Origin of the sequence: Achromobacter veterisilvae (assembly GCF_900496975.1) — a bacterium.
Lineage (GTDB): Bacteria > Pseudomonadota > Gammaproteobacteria > Burkholderiales > Burkholderiaceae_B > Achromobacter > Achromobacter veterisilvae.
Genome location: NZ_UFQC01000027.1, coordinates 42,752 through 59,704, shown reverse-complemented (window position 1 = coordinate 59,704; position 16,953 = coordinate 42,752). Strand labels below are relative to the sequence as shown.

Below are 16,953 nucleotides of genomic sequence, written 5' to 3'. Positions count from 1 at the left end.
GATCGCTACGATTTGCCCGCATGTCTGTTCCGCTCAAGCGCAAACAAGGCTGGCTCGCCCATTACCGCGAGCTGCTTGGCGCATGGCGCAACAGGAATTCGCCGGATGGCGAGGACGCCATTCAGGACGTGGCGGTGGAACTGCTCGAGCGCGGCATCGTGGATCTCGATGAACCCCGCTCCTATCTGGCACGCGGCGTCTCCAATGGCGTGATCGACCGGCACCGGCGCCGCAGAATCATCCCGTTTCGCCCACTCGACGATTTGCCCGAACATGAGCATCCCACGGTGGCGGATGGACAGTCGGCGTTCTACACCAGCGAATTGCTCACGGCGCTGATGGCGGCGTTGCAGGAACTGCCGCCCGCCTGTCAGCGCGTCTATCTCCAGCATCGCCTGGAGGGTTGGACCCATGCCGAAATCGCGGCCGATATGGGCATTTCGCGCAGTATGGTTGAGAAACACATGGCCCGGGCGCTACTGCACATCGGCGAAAGACTGAAACACCATGCCCCTACAGATTGAGGCGATTGCCCTGCCCGTTCGTCTCTAGAGACGAGACGATGCGAAAATCCGTGACTGTCCATACCTATCCCCATGAACCATCAAGACAACACCCCTGCCGATGATCCGCGCACCCGCGCGGCGCAGTGGTTTGCGCGCGTTCAGTCGGGGCAGGCCACGCACGAGGAAATCGACGCCTGTGCGGCATGGCGCCGCGCAGACCCGGCGCACGACGCGGCCTATCGCAAGGTCGAGTTTCTCTGGCAGGCATCCGGGCAATTGCCGCAGCAGGAGTTGCGCGCGATGCTGGACGCCAGCCGTGCCGCCACCGGAGGGACAGCGGCGCCGGCGCGCCGCCGGTTCGGCTGGGCGGCCGCGGCGGCGTGCGCGGCCATTGCCGCCGTGGCGGTAGCGTTGCCCCTGCTGAACAGCGAGGCGCCGGCCTATCGCGCAGCCTTCGAAACCCAGCCGGGCGAACGGCGCGAGGTGACATTGCCGGATGGATCGGTGCTCAGCCTGAACATGAATACACGCCTCGAGGTGGCTTTCTTCGAGAAGCGGCGCGATATCGCGCTGGCCCGGGGCCAGGCGTTCTTCGCGGTTCAGCACGAGGCCGAGCGCGAGTTCGTAGTCCGCACCGACGCCGTCACGGTGACCGTCACGGGTACGCGCTTCGACGTGCGCCAGGATGATTCCCGGGTGGCGGTGGAGTCCGGATCGGTGCAGGTCAGCGCGGGCGCCTGGTGGAACAAGACGGAGCGGCGGCTCACCGCCGGCCAGGCAGTCGCGCGCGATGCCGCGGGGAATCTGAGCGCCGTGGCGCCGGTCCAGATCGAAAACGTGCTCGCGTGGCGCCAGGGCAAGATCGTGTTCCGCAATGCGCCGCTGGCGCAGGTGGTAGCCGAAATGAATCGCTATCTCGCGCGGCCGGCCAGGCTCGATGCGCCCTCGCTGCGCGACTACCGGGTGGCGGGCGTCTTCAACATCGACGAGCCGGAAGCGATCCTGGCGGCGTTGCCGGCCGTGGCGCCGGTCCAGGTGCGCGTTCAACCGGATGGCAGCGCGGTGATCCTGCCCCGCTGAGCGCCGACGCCCTCCTGTCGGGGCCTATCCCCGCCGCTGTTACAAAATAGTTTTCATTTTCATTGAGGTGTTTGCCTCGCCCGCTCGTTTGTTCCTACGAGGGGGCATGCATTGCCATGCAGCGTGCTCCGGGAAAACCTTGGCCAAGGGTTGTGGCGCATAGACGCCGGCTTTATTGATCTGGAACGGAACACTGTGAGAACCAAAGTTGAACACCGAGCGAGCGCGTCCCGCGCGCCCTTCGTGCTAGGAACCCTGTCCTTGTCGCTGGCCCTGGCCATGGGCTTCGCGCCGGCGCGGGCGCAAGCCCAGGCGGCCGCTGCGCACATCAGCATCGTGGCCCAGCCGCTGGAGCAATCGCTGCTGCAATTGGGGCGCCAGACCTCGTTGCAGATTTTCTACCCGCAGGATCTGGTCGCGGGCATTCAGGCGCCGGCCGTGTCCGGCGACCTCGCGCCCGAAGAGGCGCTGCGCCGCCTGCTGGCCGGCAGCGGCCTCGAATACGCCCGTCAGGGCAACACGATCACGCTGTCGCGCCCCTTGGGCAATCAGGCCGCGCAGCTCGATCCGGTCACGGTCGAGGGCCGCAATACGATGACGACGGAGGGCTCGGGTTCGTATACCGTGCGAGCCACCGCGGCCGCCACCGGCCTGCGGCTGTCGCCCCGCGAAACACCGCAGTCCGTCAGTGTGGTCACTCGCCAGCAGATCGAGGATCTCAACCTCACCTCGCTGGGTGAAACGTTGAAGACCGTCACCGGCCTGGCCACCACGTCGTCCGACATCGACCGCACCGACATCCATTCGCGCGGTTTCTATGTCGACACCTATTCGTACGATGGCGTGCCGATCGCCACGCAGAACGATTTTTTCGGCACCTCGAACTTCGATCCGATCCTGTACGACCGCGTGGAGGTCGTGCGCGGCGCGACCGGCCTGATGACCGGCACCGGCAACCCGGGGGCATCGGTGAACGTGGTGCGCAAGCGCGCCAGCAGCAAGGAACTGACGGGCGCGGCGACCCTGGGCCTGGGTTCCTGGGACCATCACCGCGCCACGGTGGACCTCTCCACGCCGGTGAACAGCGAGGGCACGGTGCGCGCGCGCGTGGCGGGCATGATGGAAGAACGCGACTCCTACCTCGACCGCTACCACTCGCGCAACCAGGCCTTCCTGGCCACGGTCGAGGCCGACATTACGCCCGACACCACGGTGCGCGTAGGCTTCGAGCACCAGGCCAAGCGTCCCACCGACGTGACCTGGGGCGGCCTGCCGATGCTGTACAGCGACGGCTCGGCGGCAAGCTGGCGGCGCAGTTTCAGCATCGGCGCCGACTGGACCCTCTGGGACACCACCAACAACACGGTCTACGCCTCGGTGGAGCATCAGTTCGACAACGGCTGGAACGTCACTGCCAATGTCAGCCGGCTCGACAGCAAATACGATTCGAGGCTGCTCTATCTGATGGGCCAGCCGGACCGCGACACCGGGCTGGGATTGAATGTCTGGCTCAATCGCTCGCACCAGGAGTTCGATCAGAACAGCGGATCGATCCAGGCATCGGGCCCGTTCGAGCTGTTCGGCCGCCAGCATGAGGCCGTGTTCGGCTTCGTCGGCAGCAAATCGACCCTGCGCTACGGCAACCACCCCGCGCTCAATACCAGCCCGGTGGGCAATATCTACGATTGGGATGGCTCCTATCCCGATCCGGGCTGGGGCGAGTACAGCGAGCTGGGCAAGCAGAAAACGCACCAGACCGCGGTGTACGGCGCCCTGCGCTTCGCGGTCACGGATTCGCTCAAGCTGATTCTCGGCGGGCGCCAGAACCGCTGGGTGCGCGACAGTGGCGACGACACGATGCGCAGCAACGAGTTCACGCCCTATGCCGGCCTGGTCTACGACTTCAACCAGACCTACAGCGGCTACGTCAGCTACACCGATATTTTCCAGCCCCAGTCATACCGGGACGCCAGTGGCAAGTATCTCGATCCCGTGCAGGGCAAGAGCTACGAAACGGGCCTGAAGGCAGACTATCTGTACGGCAGGCTCACCACCTCGGTGTCGGTGTTCCGCATCGAGCAGGACAACGTGGCCGAGCGCGATGGTTCCCGCTTCGTCGAAGGGACCTCGGAGTTCGCCTATCGCGGCGCGAAAGGGCTGACCAGCGAAGGATTCGAACTGCAGGCCTCGGGCGAAGTGAACCCGGGCTGGCAGATCTCGGCCGGCTTTTCGCGCGCGCTGGTGCGCAATGCCGACGGCAAGCGTTTCGATAGCTATCGCCCGCAGAATCTGGCCCATCTTTTCACTACCTGGCGGGTGCCGGGCACCGAAGGCAAACTGACGGTCGGCGGCGGTGTCCAGTGGCGCAGCGGCGTCTACATCGACCAGACCACGTCGGCGGGCGTCAAGGCCAGGCGCGACCAGGGTTCCGTACTGCTGACGAGCGTGATGGCGAACTACCGGTTCACGCCAAGCCTGTCGGCCCAGCTTAATATCAACAATCTGTTCGACAAGAAGTATTTCGACCTGACCGGCGACGGCCAGGGCTTCTATGGTTCACCGCAGAAGTTCATGCTGACCATGAAGTACGCATTCTAAGCGGTATGATCTGCGCGACATGAGGCGTTGCGAGCCCTGGATTGGGCTCGCAACGCTTTGTGCCCCTGGCCGTTTCCCGCGTGGGGCGGGAGCCGGCCACATAACAAAACAATTCTACGGAGACGACGGATGGCCAAGCCTTCCCGGTCAAAACTCTGGTTTCTGGTGCACAGTTGGCTCGCGATGCCGATCTGGGTGCTGGTGTTCTTTGTCTGTGCCACCGGCACGATCGCCGTCATCAGCCAGGAGATCGTCTGGCTGATCAACCCGGCCGTGCGGGCCGAGGCGCCCGGGCCCGACAGCATGCGCCTGGGCTATCAGGCGCTGGTGGATGCGATCGGCGCGCAGGATCCGCGCGCCGTGGTGCAGGGCCTGTCGTGGCCGGAGGAATCGCATTTCGCGCTCACGGCCAGCGTGTCGTATCCCGGCGCCACGACCACGCAACTCTATGTCAATCCCTACACCGGCGCGATCCAGGGGCCGGCGCTCGACTTCGATCTGCGCCAGTTCATGCGCGCGCTGCACGGCTGGCTGCTGATACCGTTCGGCCATGGATTCAGTTGGGGCTGGTATCTGGTCTCGGCGCTGGCCATTCCGATGCTGGCTTCGCTCATCACCGGGCTGGTCGTCTACAAGCGCTTCTGGCGCGCCTATTTCCAGAAGCCGCGCCTGCGCACCGGGCAGGGGCCGCGTATTTTCTGGGGCGATTTCCACCGGCTTTCCGGCCTGTGGTCGATCTGGTTCGTGCTATTGATCTCGGTGAGCGCGCTGTGGTTCCTGGTCCAGGCGATCCTGGCCGATACGCACACCACCGTCTCCACCGAAGGCGTGCCCACCATCATCGCGCGCGCCGATGTGCCGGCGGCGGTGAATGGCGTGGTGCCGCGCGTGCCGCTCAACCGGATCGTCGACAGCGCGCAGCAGGCGTTGCCAGGGCTGGATGCGCAGCACATCTTCCTTGGCGGCAATGCCTTCGATCCCGTCACCGTGATGGGCCGCGGCGCCTACCCGCTGATGTTCGAGTTCGCGCAGGTCAGCCCCTATGACGGCGCGGTGCTGCGCACCCGCACACTGGGCGATCGCAGCGCATTGGAGTTCTTCACCGAATCGATGCGGCCCTTGCACACCGGCGACTTCGGCGGGTTCTGGCTCAAGATGGTGTGGTTCGTCTTCGGCCTGCTCCTGACCATGATGTCGCTGTCCGGCATGCTGATCTGGTCCAGGCGCACCGCCCAGGAAACCGCCAAGGCCATCAAGCTGGCCATGGCCAAGAAGCCGGCCCCGGCGCAATGACCCCACCGGAGATCGACACCATGACGACATCGACTGCCGCCAAGCTGCCGCCCACCCGGCGCTGGAAGTTTCACCTGAGCGCGCTCGTGCTGCTCCTGCCGCTGTTCTACCTCCCGAGTTACTTCAAGGATATCGCCATGAACCGCGGCCTGAGCGGCCTCGGCCAGCGCGAGATCGGTCCGGTACAGGTGGGGTCCTGGACGCTGAAATTCGCCGAATGGGAAGACGAGGGCCCCGAGGCCGATCCGGCCGGGATGTTCAAGCTCTTCACGATGGCCCTGTGCGAGGGCTGCGAACGTGAGATCCGCGCCGTGTTCATCCGCACCGGCCAGCCGCGCAGCCTGCGCGCTGCCGGCGCGCTGTTCTCCGGCAGCCCGCACCGATCCTTCGCCGAAGTGCTGATTCCGCCCGGCACGCGGCCGGAAGACCGGTTCTGGATCACCGTGGAAGCCTGGGACGGCACCACCCATGAGGCGACGCTGCCCATCGCGCAAGCCTCGCCCGCCACCGCGCAGTGGCTCGCCAAGACCAACGGGAAGACGCAATGAACGCCATCAATACGCTACGCGCGGGCCTGTCCGGCCTGCTTCTCAGCCAATGCAGCCTGGTCTTGGCGCACCACCCCGTGGCGCAATGCAAGGCGCTGGCCGATGACCGGATTCAATGCACCGGCGGTTTCTCCGATGGCGGCAAGGCGCCGGGGGTGACGATGGATGTGATCGCCTATGGCGGACAGGTACTGGTGCCCGGCAAACTCGACGCCAACTCGACGCTGGTGTTCACGCGGCCGAAGGAAGACTTCTACGTGTTGCTGGAGGTGGGGCCGGGGCATACGGTGGAGATCGACCACACCGCGATCAAGGGTATCGGCGCGGCGCCCCGCGACTCAGTTCCGTATCGTGATACGGCGGCTGTCGAAGTCCATTGAATATGGAAACTGGACGCCATTTAGATCAAAAGCTTAGCAAGATTTGGTTCATTCACTTTGGTCGGCGTGGCTCATTGAACTTGGGCGGCGCATTATTTCCCACTGCACACGGGTCCTCAGTCTCAGCTCGTCGCTTACCTCCGGATGGCAATGCGCCAGCACGCGCTGGCGAGATTTGAGGGATCAACGTCTTTTACGCAGAGCTCCTGTAGGGCGAAACTTCAGCATTGCCTATGCAAACGCTGGCGCCTATATCAAAAGGGGAGGCGGAATAAACGCTTGTCGAGTTCAATCTTCATCTCTCATTCCGGGATAACGCACATGGCGTCCTGGCATTCTCAGCAAATTGCGCGGCCCACTCTCCTGCTAACCGGCGCGAGCCGTGGTATAGGGCATGCGACAGTGAAGTTGTTTCACCAAAGCGGGTGGCGTGTCTTGACGGTATCGCGGGCGAGCTTTTCAAGTGAATGCCCGTGGGCGGGCGGCGTGGACGATCACATTACCGCCGATCTGGCGGACCCGAACTCGTATGAGCGGATCGCGGCCGAAGTCCGCCGGCGCCTGGGCGGCGCGAAACTGGCTGCGATTATCAACAATGCCGCGATTTCACCGAAGCTGGCGAACGGCGGGCGCAAGGGCGTCAGCATGACGGCATATGAAGATTGGCTTTCGCTTTTCAACGTCAATCTTTTCTCCGCGGCGACGATCGTCCGTCTGCTTCTGCCGGAACTCCGCTTGGCTGGAGGCACGATCGTCAACGTGACGTCGATCGCGGGTGCTCGCGTTCATCCCTTCGCCGGGGCGGCTTATGCCTGCTCCAAGGCGGCCCTCGCAGCGCTCACGCGCGAACAAGCTTTCGAGTTCGGTCCGATGGGAATTCGGGCCAATGCGATCGCGCCTGGCGAGATCGACACCTCCATCTTGTCTCCAGGCACCGAGGCCCTGGTCAAGGCGAGCGTGCCGATGAGCCGGCTTGGCGACCCTACGGAAATCGCAGGAGTCATGTTCTTCCTGTGTTCGAACCGAGCCTCGTATGTCAACGGCGCGGAAATCGACGTGAATGGAGGCCAGCACGTTTAATCGGCTGGATGACCGGCCGCCCGCGGCAGCAATCACTGGAAGCCTGCGGGGAATGCCCGTCCAGAAGGCCGCCGAATGAAAAGACTGGCCCATGGCCGAGCCGGAACCAGAATCAGGCAAGCAATGACGTTTCCCGCGATGCCATGCGCCGGATGCTTTGCGGCGGGTGACCAAGCACGCGAATGAATGCCCGGCGCATTCTTTCGGGATCGGTGAAGCCGATTTTGTGGGCGATGATTTCGATTGGCTCCGCCCCGCGCTCGACGCGTTGCCTTGCCACCTCGACTCTCAGGCGCTCGACGGCCTTGGCCGGCGTCTCCCCCGTTTCGGCAAGGAATGCCCGTCCGAACTGCCGGGGACTCAAGCAGGCGACGGAAGCCAGAAGCTCGGTCGACAATGATTCGTGCAAGTGTTCGCGTATATAAGTCAGCACATTGCGAATTCTGTCCGACTCGGGCTCCATATCGGCGATGGCCGAAAATTGGGATTGCCCGCCGGGCCGGCGATGGTAGACGACCAGCATCTGGGCGACCGCGTGAGACAAGTCGGCGCCGTGATCCTCTTCGATCATTGCCAACGCCATGTCGATGCCGGTTGTGACGCCGGCCGACGTCCAGATGCCGCCTTCTCGGGTGAAGATCCGATCGCCATCCACCTTCACCCGGGGGTACTCCCGTTGCAAACGGGCGGCGTATTTCCAATGCGTCGTCGCGCACCGGCCGTCCAAAAGGCCGCTCGCAGCCAGGATGAAAGCGCCGGTGCACACGCTTGCAATGCGGCGAGCGCCTTTGCCGACGACGTGGTTCAGGTAGTCGCAGGTTTCCGACAATGCGTCATCGGGGTAGGCGCCGAGACCGGCGCCCGCCACGATCACGGTGTCGTAGGCGGAAAATCCGGCTTTCTGCGTGGTGATTTCCAGACCAGCCGAACTTTGAACGGGCCCTCCGGCCAGCGATATGACCTGGCATCGGTAAGAGTCGTCGCCCAGGAGCCTGCCGGCCACCTCGAACGCCGCCAAGGGCCCCGTCAAGTCCTGGATCTGGAAGTCGCGGAATACGAGGAAAGCCACGTCCCGCGGAGCGCGACTCGCGCTTGATGATGTTGGGTTCATAACACTCTTGCACAACACTCGAAAGCAGGCCCCACGCATCCTGGCCCTCGGCCGGCGCGTGGCCTGGAGCTGATGTTACACAGCCTGCACTGTGGCCACCAAGACATATATACCTCAAAAACGGACAACCGATTTGGCAGCGCATGGCTTGGCCGAGGCAAGGCCGGATTAGGAGCTCCTCCCTGAGCACAGGGCAGGATTCCCGCCCTTGCGGCCTGCCTTGAATGGCCCGAATCCTTCGGCTTCGCATCGACACTGCCCAGTTTCTTTACCGATATGGAATGGCGGCAAAGGAGGGAACTAAGTCCTTTTGCCGTCGGCTTGCAAGCCGGAGAATCTCCGCACGTTGAAGGCCCGGGAAAACCGGGTGCCCACGCCCGGCGCGGCACCACCCCCGCTCGCCGAGCGGACAGTCCCGGGCCTACGACAAGGCCTATGCCAGTGCCGGCCGCGTGACGGCGGCCGGCGCAAGCACGCATGGCGCATTCGAGTCCTCTTACAAAGCGATATCCAACATGAACCATAGAGAGTCCAACCCTGCGCGGAGAGCGGCCGCATGACCCATCCACGCCCTCCCTCCCGCCCGGGAACAAAACCGGTCTTCCTGCGCGCGGCTCTGCTGGCCGCGGGGCTCGCCACGGCAACGGCATGCGCCTTGTTTCTGCTGCCCGGCAAGAAGTCGTTGGCGGTCAGCGCCGCGGCGCTTCCCATGGTATCCGTCGCATTGCCGGTGCAGCGCACCGTCATCGAGTGGGACGACTATGTCGGCCGTTTCGAGGCGAGCCGCCGGGTCGAAGTCCGGCCCAGGGTGTCCGGCCAAATCGTAGGAGTGCATTTCAAGGACGGCGAAATCGTCCAGCAGGGCCAACTGCTTTTCTCCATCGACCCGCGCCCCTACCAGGCCGCCTACGCGGAGGCGCAGGCCGGCCTCGCGAGCGCGACCAGCGAACTCGCGCTGGCACGCGCCGACCTCGCGCGAGCGCAACGGCTGGTGGGCGACAGCGCGATTTCAAAGAGCGACATCGATCAACTGCAGGCGCGTGTGCGGACGGGAACGGCAAACGTCGCCGGCGCGCAAGCCCGCGTCGCGCTGAAGTCGCTTGAGCTGGAATTCACGGAGGTACGCTCGCCCATCACGGGCAGGGTCTCCGACCGGCGCGTCGACCCGGGGAACCTGGTCATGAGCGGAGAGGCCGGCAACGGCACCCGCCTGACCACCATCAATGCGCTGGATCCGATCTACTTCACATTCGACGCATCCGAAGCCTTGTACCTGAAAGCCATCCGCGCCCAGGAGCCGAACGCGGCGCAAACCCAGGTCGAAGTACGGCTTCAGGATGAGCCTGACTACTCCTGGCGCGGAAAGCTCGACTTCACGGATAACGGGATCGATCCCCGTTCGGGGACCATACGGATGCGTGCCGTGATCGAGAACCCGAAACTGTTCCTGACACCGGGATTGTTCGGAAACATGCGGCTGGCGAGCGGAGCCGGGGCGCCGGCCTTGCTGATCCCCGATTCCGCGGTCCAGATCGACCAGACGCGCAAGACGGTTCTCACCGTTTCCGCCGAAGGCACCGTACTCGTCAGGGCCATCGAACTCGGCCCGCTGGTCGATGGGCTCCGGATCGTGCGTGCCGGGCTGGCCGCCGACGACCGAGTGATCGTCGGCGGCCAACAACACGCCATTGCGGGCACGAAAGTGCAAACGAAGCCGGAACCTGCGGCCTCCCAAAGCGGGATGGGGAACTCGAACCCTCTAATTTCCGGCGGCAAGCCCGCGTTCGCGTCGTAGCGATGCGCCGGCGGCTGCCCTAAAGGAAAAAATCTCATGCGCCTGTCGCGCTTCTTCATTACGCGCCCGATATTCGCCGCGGTGCTGGCGATCGCCATCACGATTGTGGGTGCGATCTCCTACTTCGCACTTCCCGTTGCCCAATACCCGGACATCATTCCTCCCACCGTCGTGGTTTCCGCGACCTACCCCGGCGCGTCGGCGGAAACCGTCGCGGAAACCGTGGCCGCTCCCATCGAGCAGGAAATCAATGGCGTGGAGAACATGCTTTACCAGTCCAGCCAGTCCACGGCGGACGGAAAGGTGTCCATATCGATTACGTTCAAGGTCGGGACCGATCTCGATGCGGCCCAGATGCTGGTACAGAACCGGGTGGCGGCGGCCGTGCCTCGCCTGCCGCAAGAGGTGCAGCGGCTGGGCGTCACCACCCGCAAGACGTCGCCCAGCGCCCTGATGGCGATCAACCTGGTTTCTCCGGATGGCTCGCTGGATCAGGCCTATCTTTCGAACTATGCCCTCACCCAGGTGCGCGACAAGCTGAGCCGTATCGACGGTGTCGGGGAGGCCCGGATTTTCGGCAGCCGCGAAGTGGCCATGCGCATCTGGATCGATCCCCGGCGCGCCGCCGCGCTTGAGCTGACGGCCGGGGAGATCGTCGCCGCCATGCGCGCCCAGAACGTGCAGGTTGCCTCCGGGGCGCTGGGCCAGCCGCCCAACCCGAGCGCCGACGCCTTCCAACTGAATGTCCGGACGCAGGGGCGGTTGAGCGAGCCGGAGCAGTTCGCCGACATCGTCATCCGCACGGATTCCGACGGCCGCCAGACTCGCGTTCGCGACGTCGCTCGCGTCGAGCTGGGCGCCGACGACTACGGAACGAATGCCTATCTGTCGGGCAAGCCCTCGATCATGATCGCCATTTTCCAGCGGCCCGGCACCAACGCGCTCGAAACGGGCATCACCCTCGAACGCGAGATGCAGGCGGCGGCAAAGGCGTTTCCGCCCGGGCTTGAATACCGGATCATGTGGAACTCGACGCGCTTCATCGCGCAGTCCACCGAAGCGGTCCGGGATACGCTTTTCGAAGCCGCGGCGCTCGTCGTGCTCGTCATCTTCATCTTCCTGCAGAATTGGCGCGCCGCCGTCATCCCCGTCGTGGCGATTCCCATCTCGCTGGTGGGCACCTTCGCCTTGCTGGCCATGTTTGGCTACAGCCTGAACAGCCTGTCGCTGTTCGGACTGGTCCTCGCCATCGGCATCGTGGTGGACGACGCCATCGTCGTGGTTGAAAACGTGGAAAGAAACCTCGCGCGGGGCCTGGGCCCGCTGGAAGCGGCTCGCGTCTCGATGGACGAGGTTTCGGCGGCCCTGGTGGCCATCGTGCTCGTGCTTTGCGCGGTGTTCATTCCCACGTTCTTTCTGACCGGCCTTTCCGGGGCGTTCTACAAGCAGTTTGCGCTCACCATTTCCGGCGCCACTGTCATTTCGCTCGTCTTGTCGTTGACGCTCTCGCCGGCCTTGGCCGCGGTGCTGCTGCGGACGCACACGAAGGAGAAGAGCCGGCATCGGATCATCCGGCGCATGCAGCTTGCCGGCGACGGGTTCAACGAACGATTCGACCGGTTCAGCGCCCGCTATGGCCGATTGACGCAGTGGCTCGTGGCGCGCCCGAAGCGTGTCTTGATCAGCTACGGCGGGCTTGTGCTGGCGACCATAGGCATTTTCTGGGTCACGCCCACCGGCTTCATTCCCTCGCAAGACCAGAGCTATCTGATATCGATCACTCAACTTCCGCCTGGGGCCTCGCTGGCGCGTACCGATGCAGTGGTGCAAGAGGTGTCCAAGCGCTTGCTGAAGATCGATGGGGTCCGTGGCACGATCATGCTGCCCGGCTACGACGCCGCGTCGAACACGAATTCGCCGAACACCGCCACCGCCTTCATCCCGCTCAAGCCATTTGAAGAGCGGTCCCGCCCCGCCAGCGACATCCTCGATGAAGCACGCAAAGCCGTCGCGGACATCGATCAAGCGCGGGTTCTCATCATTCCCCCTCCGCTGATCGACGGCATCGGCTCGGCGGGCGGCTACCGGATGATGGTGCAGGACCGCGGCGGCCACGGGTACAAGCCGCTGGGGACGATTTCCGATCAGCTCATGGCCAAGGCGAACGGCACCGATGGGTTATCGCAGGTCTACTCCTTCTTCAACACCTCCACCCCTCGCATCTTCGCCGACATCGACCGGCGCAAAGCCGAAATGCTGGGGGTTCCGCCGGATCGCGTCTTCGAAGCGCTGCAGGTCTATCTGGGCTCGGCCTATGTGAACGACTTCAATCTTCTGGGACGCACGTTCCGGGTGATCGCGCAGGCCGAACAAGGCCAGCGCAACAGCGAATCCGACATCGCCAATCTGAAGACGCGGTCCGACAGCGGCGCGATGGTTCCCATCGGCTCGGTCGCCACGTTCAAGAACGAAACCGGCCCGTTCCGGGTCGTGCGCTACAACCTGTTCCCTGCGGTCGAGGTGGATGGAGACACGGCGCCGGGCTCTTCCACGGGCAGGTCCCTGGCCACGATGGAGAGGCTCGCCGACCAGATGTTGCCCTCGGGATACGGCTACGAATGGACCGGCATCGCGTTCCAGCAAAAGATCGCGGGCAACACTGCCGGCCTCGTCTTCGCGCTTGCTGTGGTGTTCGTTTTCCTGGTGTTGGCGGCGCAATATGAAAGCCTCACCTTGCCCCTGGCAATCATCCTCATCGTCCCCATGTGCCTGCTCGCGGCAATGGTCGGCGTCAATCTCCGCGGGATGGACAACAACGTCCTGACACAGATCGGGCTCGTGGTGCTGATCGCCCTTGCCGCCAAGAACGCGATCCTGGTGGTCGAGTTCGCGAAACAGGCGGAAGAGGAAGACGGCCTGAGCCCGGCCGCCGCGGCGGTGCGCGCCGCCCAGACCCGCCTGCGCCCGATCCTGATGACGAGTTTCGCCTTCATTCTTGGCGCCGTGCCGATGCTTCTGGCCTCGGGCGCGGGCGCCGAGCTGAGGCAGGCCTTGGGCACCTCCGTTTTCTTCGGCATGGTCGGCGTCACCGTCTTCGGCCTGCTCTATACCCCCACGTTCTACGTCGTTTGCCGCAAGCTCGGAGATCGGCTGTCCGCCCGCTCGCTGCAACCGCGGCACGAACAACCAGGAAGCATCAAGTGATTCGATTTCAGACCCTATCGATGTGGGTTGCGCCTCTGCTCTTGAGCGCCTGCGCGGTCGGCCCGGACTACAAGGCGCCGCCGGTCCCGGTTTCCGCGGCAGGGCCGTTCCTGTCCCGAAGCGATGCGACCGCGCCCGACGCCGTTCCCATTTCCGCCGACTGGTGGAAGCTCTACCAGGACCCGGTGCTGGACAGGCTGGTCCAAGAGGCGCTCGCTTCGAACACCGACGTGCGCGTGGCGATCTCCCGGCTCGCCCGCGCGCGCGCCCAACTTCGTCTAACGTCCGCCGATTGGCTGCCCGGTACCGAGATCGGCGCAAGCGTGAACCGCCAGCGGCAATCCTCCATCCAGTCCTCGCCCGGCGTCGATCGCGAGAATACCGTTGTCGATGCGGGCCTGTCCGTGGCGTACGAGGTCGACCTCTTCGGCCGCGTGCGGCGGAACATCGAAGCCTCGCGGGGCGACTACCAGGCGGCGCAGGCCGAGCTGGACGCCGTGCGGGTATCGACCGTGGCGGCGACGACCCGCGCCTATCTGGGCGCCGCCAGCGCCGCGCATCGGCTGGCCGTGGCGCGACAGATCGTCGATTTGCTGAATCGCTCAGTCAGCGTGACGCGCAGCAGGCAGGACGCGGGCCTGACGACTTCCCTGGACACTGCGCGTATCGCGGCACTCCGGGATCAGCGGCAATCGGACATTCCCAGGATCGTCGCCGAACGCCAGGCCGAGCTGTTCCGACTCTCCCTGCTCACCGGCCGTGCGCCCAAAGACCTTCCGCCCGAAGCCGGCGCCCTCACGACGCCGCCCAGGATCCTGCAGCCCATCCCTGTCGGAGACGGGATGGCCCTCCTCGCCCGACGTCCGGATGTGCGCGCCGCGCAGCAAAGGCTGGCGGCGGAAACGGCCCGGATTGGCGTGGCGACAGCGGAACTGTATCCGCGTGTCTCGATTGGCGCGTCGGTCGGCTCTACCGGGTTCGGCCTTGACGACTTCTTCGGCAGCGGACCGCTACGCTGGCTGGCCGGGTCGCTCCTCTCCTGGTCGTTCCCGAATCAGGAATCGATCCGCGCCCGTATCGATGGCGCTACGGCCGACGCCCAGGCCGCTTTGGCAGCGTTTGACGGGACGGTGATACAGGCCCTGAGCGAAACCGAAACCGCGCTCTCAAACTACGCCCAGAGCCTGGACCGGCGCGGGGCCCTGGCCGCGGCCAGGACCCAGGCCGAGAACGTGGCGCGCATCGTCCGGGCGCAAGCGCGAGAGGGGCGCGCCGACAGTCTGGCCTTGCTCGACGCCGAGCGCACCTATGCCGACGCGCAGGCGCAGCTTGCCGAGAGCGAAGCGGGGGTCGTGAATGCTCAGGTGGACCTGTTCAAGGCGCTCGGCGGAGGCTGGGAGTCGGCCCACGCCGACCGCGTGGTTGCCAAGTAGTTCCCCGTCTTCCGGATGGGTTCGAGGCGGATCATTTCTGGATGGAGGGCGTGACGCATGAAGGCAGATATCCCGGCGGCAGTTCCCGGCATGGCTCGCCCGTCATCCAGCGCGCCCCGCGCGAACATACAGCTCAACGACATTGCCATGTTTGTCGAGGTCGCGAGGCGGGGCAACTTCGGCCTGTCCGCTGCCGCGCTGGGTGTTCCTCCGTCGACGCTCTCGCGGCGGGTGCGCGGACTGGAACGCGACCTGGGAATGCAGTTGCTCAAGCGCAGCACTCGGAAAATCGGCTTGACCGAGGCAGGCGCGCTCTACTTCGAGCGCTGCCGGGACCTCATCGATGAGGCGCGCGTCGCGCACGAGCAGTTGCAGACGAGCATCGCCTGCGCCGGAGGGCGGTTGAGCGTATCGCTGCCCGCCTCGCTGGCCCAAGTCTTCGTGCCTACGGTGATCGACGCCTTCCACCGCCAGTATCCGGACATTCATTGCCATTTCGAACTAAGCAATCAGCGGGTCGACCCGATCAGCAACACCTGCGACGTCGCCCTGCGCTTCGGCCAGCAACCCAGCTCCAGCCTGATTGCCCACGTCATCAGCGCGATGACGCCGCGCCTGTACGCATCCGCGGACTATCTCAATAAGCACGGAGTGCCCTGTTCACCGGCCGACTTGGCCAGGCATCAATGCCTGATCGGCACGCCCAGAGGAGAGTTCGAATGGGTGTTGCGGTCCGGGGCTCGGGTGGAACGGATCCGGGTATCGGGCAAAGTGGCGGCCAATGATTCCGGCATGATTCGGTCCTTGGTCCGCGCGGGAATCGGAATCGGGCCACTCATGAAGTTCGAGGCCGCGAAAGCCGGCGGCGGCGACAAGATCGCCCAGGTCCTGGGGCAATGGTCATTGCCGCCGGTTCCCCTGGTCGCCCTGCTACCCACGCGCAAGGTGCCGGCGAGAGTCAGGGCGTTCCTGGATTTCATTCATCCCAATCTGCAGGACTGCTGAAATCCTCAAGCCGCATCTATGGCCATCGCAACGCTGATCAGCACCACCGCGGCGATGGAAACCGCGAACACCCGCCGCGCCCAGCGCGCATCGTCGCCAGCCGAAAACCCGTCCACGGCTGTTTTCAGCCAGTAGATTCCGCTTAACAAAACCATTGAGATGTAGAGATTTCCCACATATCCCAGCGCCGCGAGGGAAAGCGCGGCCACGAAAAATGCGGCAATGTACAAAACGATGCGCTTCTTCGCTTGATGCCGCCCCTTCACCAGGGGCAGGACGGGGATACACGCCGCTTCATAGTCCTTCCATCTGAACATGGCGATGGCGTACGAGTGAGGCATTTGCCATATCCCGAAGATCACGAAGAGCGCGACAGCGGCCGTGTCGATGGTTCCGCGCACCGAGCAATAGCCCACGACAGGCGGGATCGCGCCCGATATGCTGCCGACCAACGTGGCGTGGACCGATCTGCGTTTCAGGAAAAGCGAGTACACCCCTACATAGACAACGTATCCGATGAACATCAGGACCAGCGGCTCAATTCGACGCGTCGCGGCATACAAAAGCAAGAATCCGGCGAAAGCCAGAATACAGGCAAAGGTCAGAGCCGACGTTATCGAAATGCTCCCGGCCGCCATCGGACGCGCGGAGGTGCGTTCCATGAGCCGGTCGATGTCACGGTCAATCACGTTGTTGGCGGCGCATCCGGATCCGATCACGAGCGCGGCGCCAGATATCACCAGTGCGCTATGACCTACATCCACGACGCCTCGCGATGCGAGCAGGTAGCCGCCGGCGAGAGATATGAGATTACCGGCCACAATGCCTGGCTTGACCAACTCGAGATAGGTTCGATACATAAAATATCGCCGGGTCGAACTGACCGCGGACAAGAAACAGCCGAACAGGCTTGATGACAG

General features: G+C 64.4%; 13 protein-coding genes. 11 read left to right on the top strand and 2 right to left on the bottom strand.

Going from position 1 to position 16,953, the window contains the following annotated elements; all coding sequences use genetic code 11:
* The first annotated feature begins 20 nt into the window (after nt 1–20).
* The 7 genes from AVE30378_RS22295 to AVE30378_RS22265 all read left to right on the top strand — a co-directional run bounded on the left by AVE30378_RS22295 (nt 21) and on the right by AVE30378_RS22265 (nt 7,485).
* Nucleotides 21–524 (top strand): RNA polymerase sigma factor, encoded by a 504-nt coding sequence (locus AVE30378_RS22295; RefSeq protein WP_129243408.1) that lies wholly within the window; start codon nt 21–23, stop codon nt 522–524.
* 72 nt (nt 525–596) lie between these two features.
* A complete protein-coding gene (locus AVE30378_RS22290; RefSeq protein ID WP_129243405.1) occupies nt 597–1,586 on the top strand; it encodes a FecR family protein in 990 nt (329 codons plus the stop codon).
* A gap of 261 nt (nt 1,587–1,847) precedes the next feature.
* Nucleotides 1,848–4,184: a TonB-dependent siderophore receptor gene (locus tag AVE30378_RS22285; RefSeq protein WP_244235118.1), complete on the top strand. Its 2,337-nt coding sequence runs from the start codon at nt 1,848–1,850 to the stop codon at nt 4,182–4,184.
* Nucleotides 4,185–4,313: 129 nt separating this feature from the next.
* Nucleotides 4,314–5,477: a PepSY-associated TM helix domain-containing protein gene (locus tag AVE30378_RS22280; protein WP_129243402.1), complete on the top strand. Its 1,164-nt coding sequence runs from the start codon at nt 4,314–4,316 to the stop codon at nt 5,475–5,477.
* Between the two features lie 20 nt (nt 5,478–5,497).
* Nucleotides 5,498–6,025: a thiamine pyrophosphate-binding protein gene (locus AVE30378_RS22275; RefSeq protein WP_129243398.1), complete on the top strand. Its 528-nt coding sequence runs from the start codon at nt 5,498–5,500 to the stop codon at nt 6,023–6,025.
* Nucleotides 6,022–6,405, top strand: a complete 384-nt coding sequence (locus AVE30378_RS22270; protein WP_208742424.1) for a hypothetical protein — start codon at nt 6,022–6,024, stop codon at nt 6,403–6,405. The genes AVE30378_RS22275 and AVE30378_RS22270 overlap by 4 nt, the downstream gene beginning before the upstream one ends.
* 321 nt (nt 6,406–6,726) lie before the next feature.
* Nucleotides 6,727–7,485, top strand: coding sequence for an SDR family NAD(P)-dependent oxidoreductase (locus tag AVE30378_RS22265; RefSeq protein WP_129243395.1), 759 nt, complete (start codon nt 6,727–6,729; stop codon nt 7,483–7,485).
* A 112-nt stretch (nt 7,486–7,597) separates the two neighbouring features.
* Here the strand turns inward: AVE30378_RS22265 and AVE30378_RS22260 are convergent, their stop codons facing one another.
* The gene (locus AVE30378_RS22260; RefSeq protein ID WP_129243392.1) at nt 7,598–8,596 is read right to left on the bottom strand and encodes a GlxA family transcriptional regulator; all 999 of its coding nucleotides are present in this window, start codon (nt 8,594–8,596) and stop codon (nt 7,598–7,600) included.
* Nucleotides 8,597–9,152: 556 nt separating this feature from the next.
* Between AVE30378_RS22260 and AVE30378_RS22255 the strand changes: the two genes are divergently transcribed.
* The 4 genes from AVE30378_RS22255 (at nt 9,153) to AVE30378_RS22240 (ending at nt 16,033) form a co-directional block, all read left to right on the top strand.
* A complete protein-coding gene (locus AVE30378_RS22255) occupies nt 9,153–10,391 on the top strand; it encodes an efflux RND transporter periplasmic adaptor subunit (protein WP_129243389.1) in 1,239 nt (412 codons plus the stop codon).
* A gap of 36 nt (nt 10,392–10,427) precedes the next feature.
* Nucleotides 10,428–13,595: an efflux RND transporter permease subunit gene (locus AVE30378_RS22250; RefSeq protein WP_129243386.1), complete on the top strand. Its 3,168-nt coding sequence runs from the start codon at nt 10,428–10,430 to the stop codon at nt 13,593–13,595.
* Nucleotides 13,592–15,028: an efflux transporter outer membrane subunit gene (locus AVE30378_RS22245; RefSeq protein WP_208742423.1), complete on the top strand. Its 1,437-nt coding sequence runs from the start codon at nt 13,592–13,594 to the stop codon at nt 15,026–15,028. Before AVE30378_RS22250 ends, AVE30378_RS22245 begins: the two co-directional genes overlap by 4 nt.
* A gap of 90 nt (nt 15,029–15,118) precedes the next feature.
* A complete protein-coding gene (locus tag AVE30378_RS22240) occupies nt 15,119–16,033 on the top strand; it encodes a LysR family transcriptional regulator (RefSeq protein WP_244235120.1) in 915 nt (304 codons plus the stop codon).
* Between the two features lie 5 nt (nt 16,034–16,038).
* Here the strand turns inward: AVE30378_RS22240 and cyoE are convergent, their stop codons facing one another.
* Nucleotides 16,039–16,893, bottom strand: a complete 855-nt coding sequence (gene cyoE, locus AVE30378_RS22235) for a heme o synthase (RefSeq protein ID WP_129243380.1) — start codon at nt 16,891–16,893, stop codon at nt 16,039–16,041.
* Nucleotides 16,894–16,953 lie beyond the last annotated feature (60 nt).

Coding starts and splice junctions, on each gene's coding strand:
- AVE30378_RS22240 (WP_244235120.1), top strand. CDS start 15,119: ATGGCTCGCCCGTCATCCAGCGCGCCCCGCGCGAACATACAGCTCAAC.
- AVE30378_RS22270 (WP_208742424.1), top strand. CDS start 6,022: ATGAACGCCATCAATACGCTACGCGCGGGCCTGTCCGGCCTGCTTCTC.
- cyoE (WP_129243380.1), bottom strand. CDS start 16,893: ATGTATCGAACCTATCTCGAGTTGGTCAAGCCAGGCATTGTGGCCGGT.
- AVE30378_RS22290 (WP_129243405.1), top strand. CDS start 597: ATGAACCATCAAGACAACACCCCTGCCGATGATCCGCGCACCCGCGCG.
- AVE30378_RS22275 (WP_129243398.1), top strand. CDS start 5,498: ATGACGACATCGACTGCCGCCAAGCTGCCGCCCACCCGGCGCTGGAAG.
- AVE30378_RS22260 (WP_129243392.1), bottom strand. CDS start 8,596: ATGAACCCAACATCATCAAGCGCGAGTCGCGCTCCGCGGGACGTGGCT.
- AVE30378_RS22255 (WP_129243389.1), top strand. CDS start 9,153: ATGACCCATCCACGCCCTCCCTCCCGCCCGGGAACAAAACCGGTCTTC.
- AVE30378_RS22280 (WP_129243402.1), top strand. CDS start 4,314: ATGGCCAAGCCTTCCCGGTCAAAACTCTGGTTTCTGGTGCACAGTTGG.
- AVE30378_RS22265 (WP_129243395.1), top strand. CDS start 6,727: ATGGCGTCCTGGCATTCTCAGCAAATTGCGCGGCCCACTCTCCTGCTA.
- AVE30378_RS22295 (WP_129243408.1), top strand. CDS start 21: ATGTCTGTTCCGCTCAAGCGCAAACAAGGCTGGCTCGCCCATTACCGC.
- AVE30378_RS22250 (WP_129243386.1), top strand. CDS start 10,428: ATGCGCCTGTCGCGCTTCTTCATTACGCGCCCGATATTCGCCGCGGTG.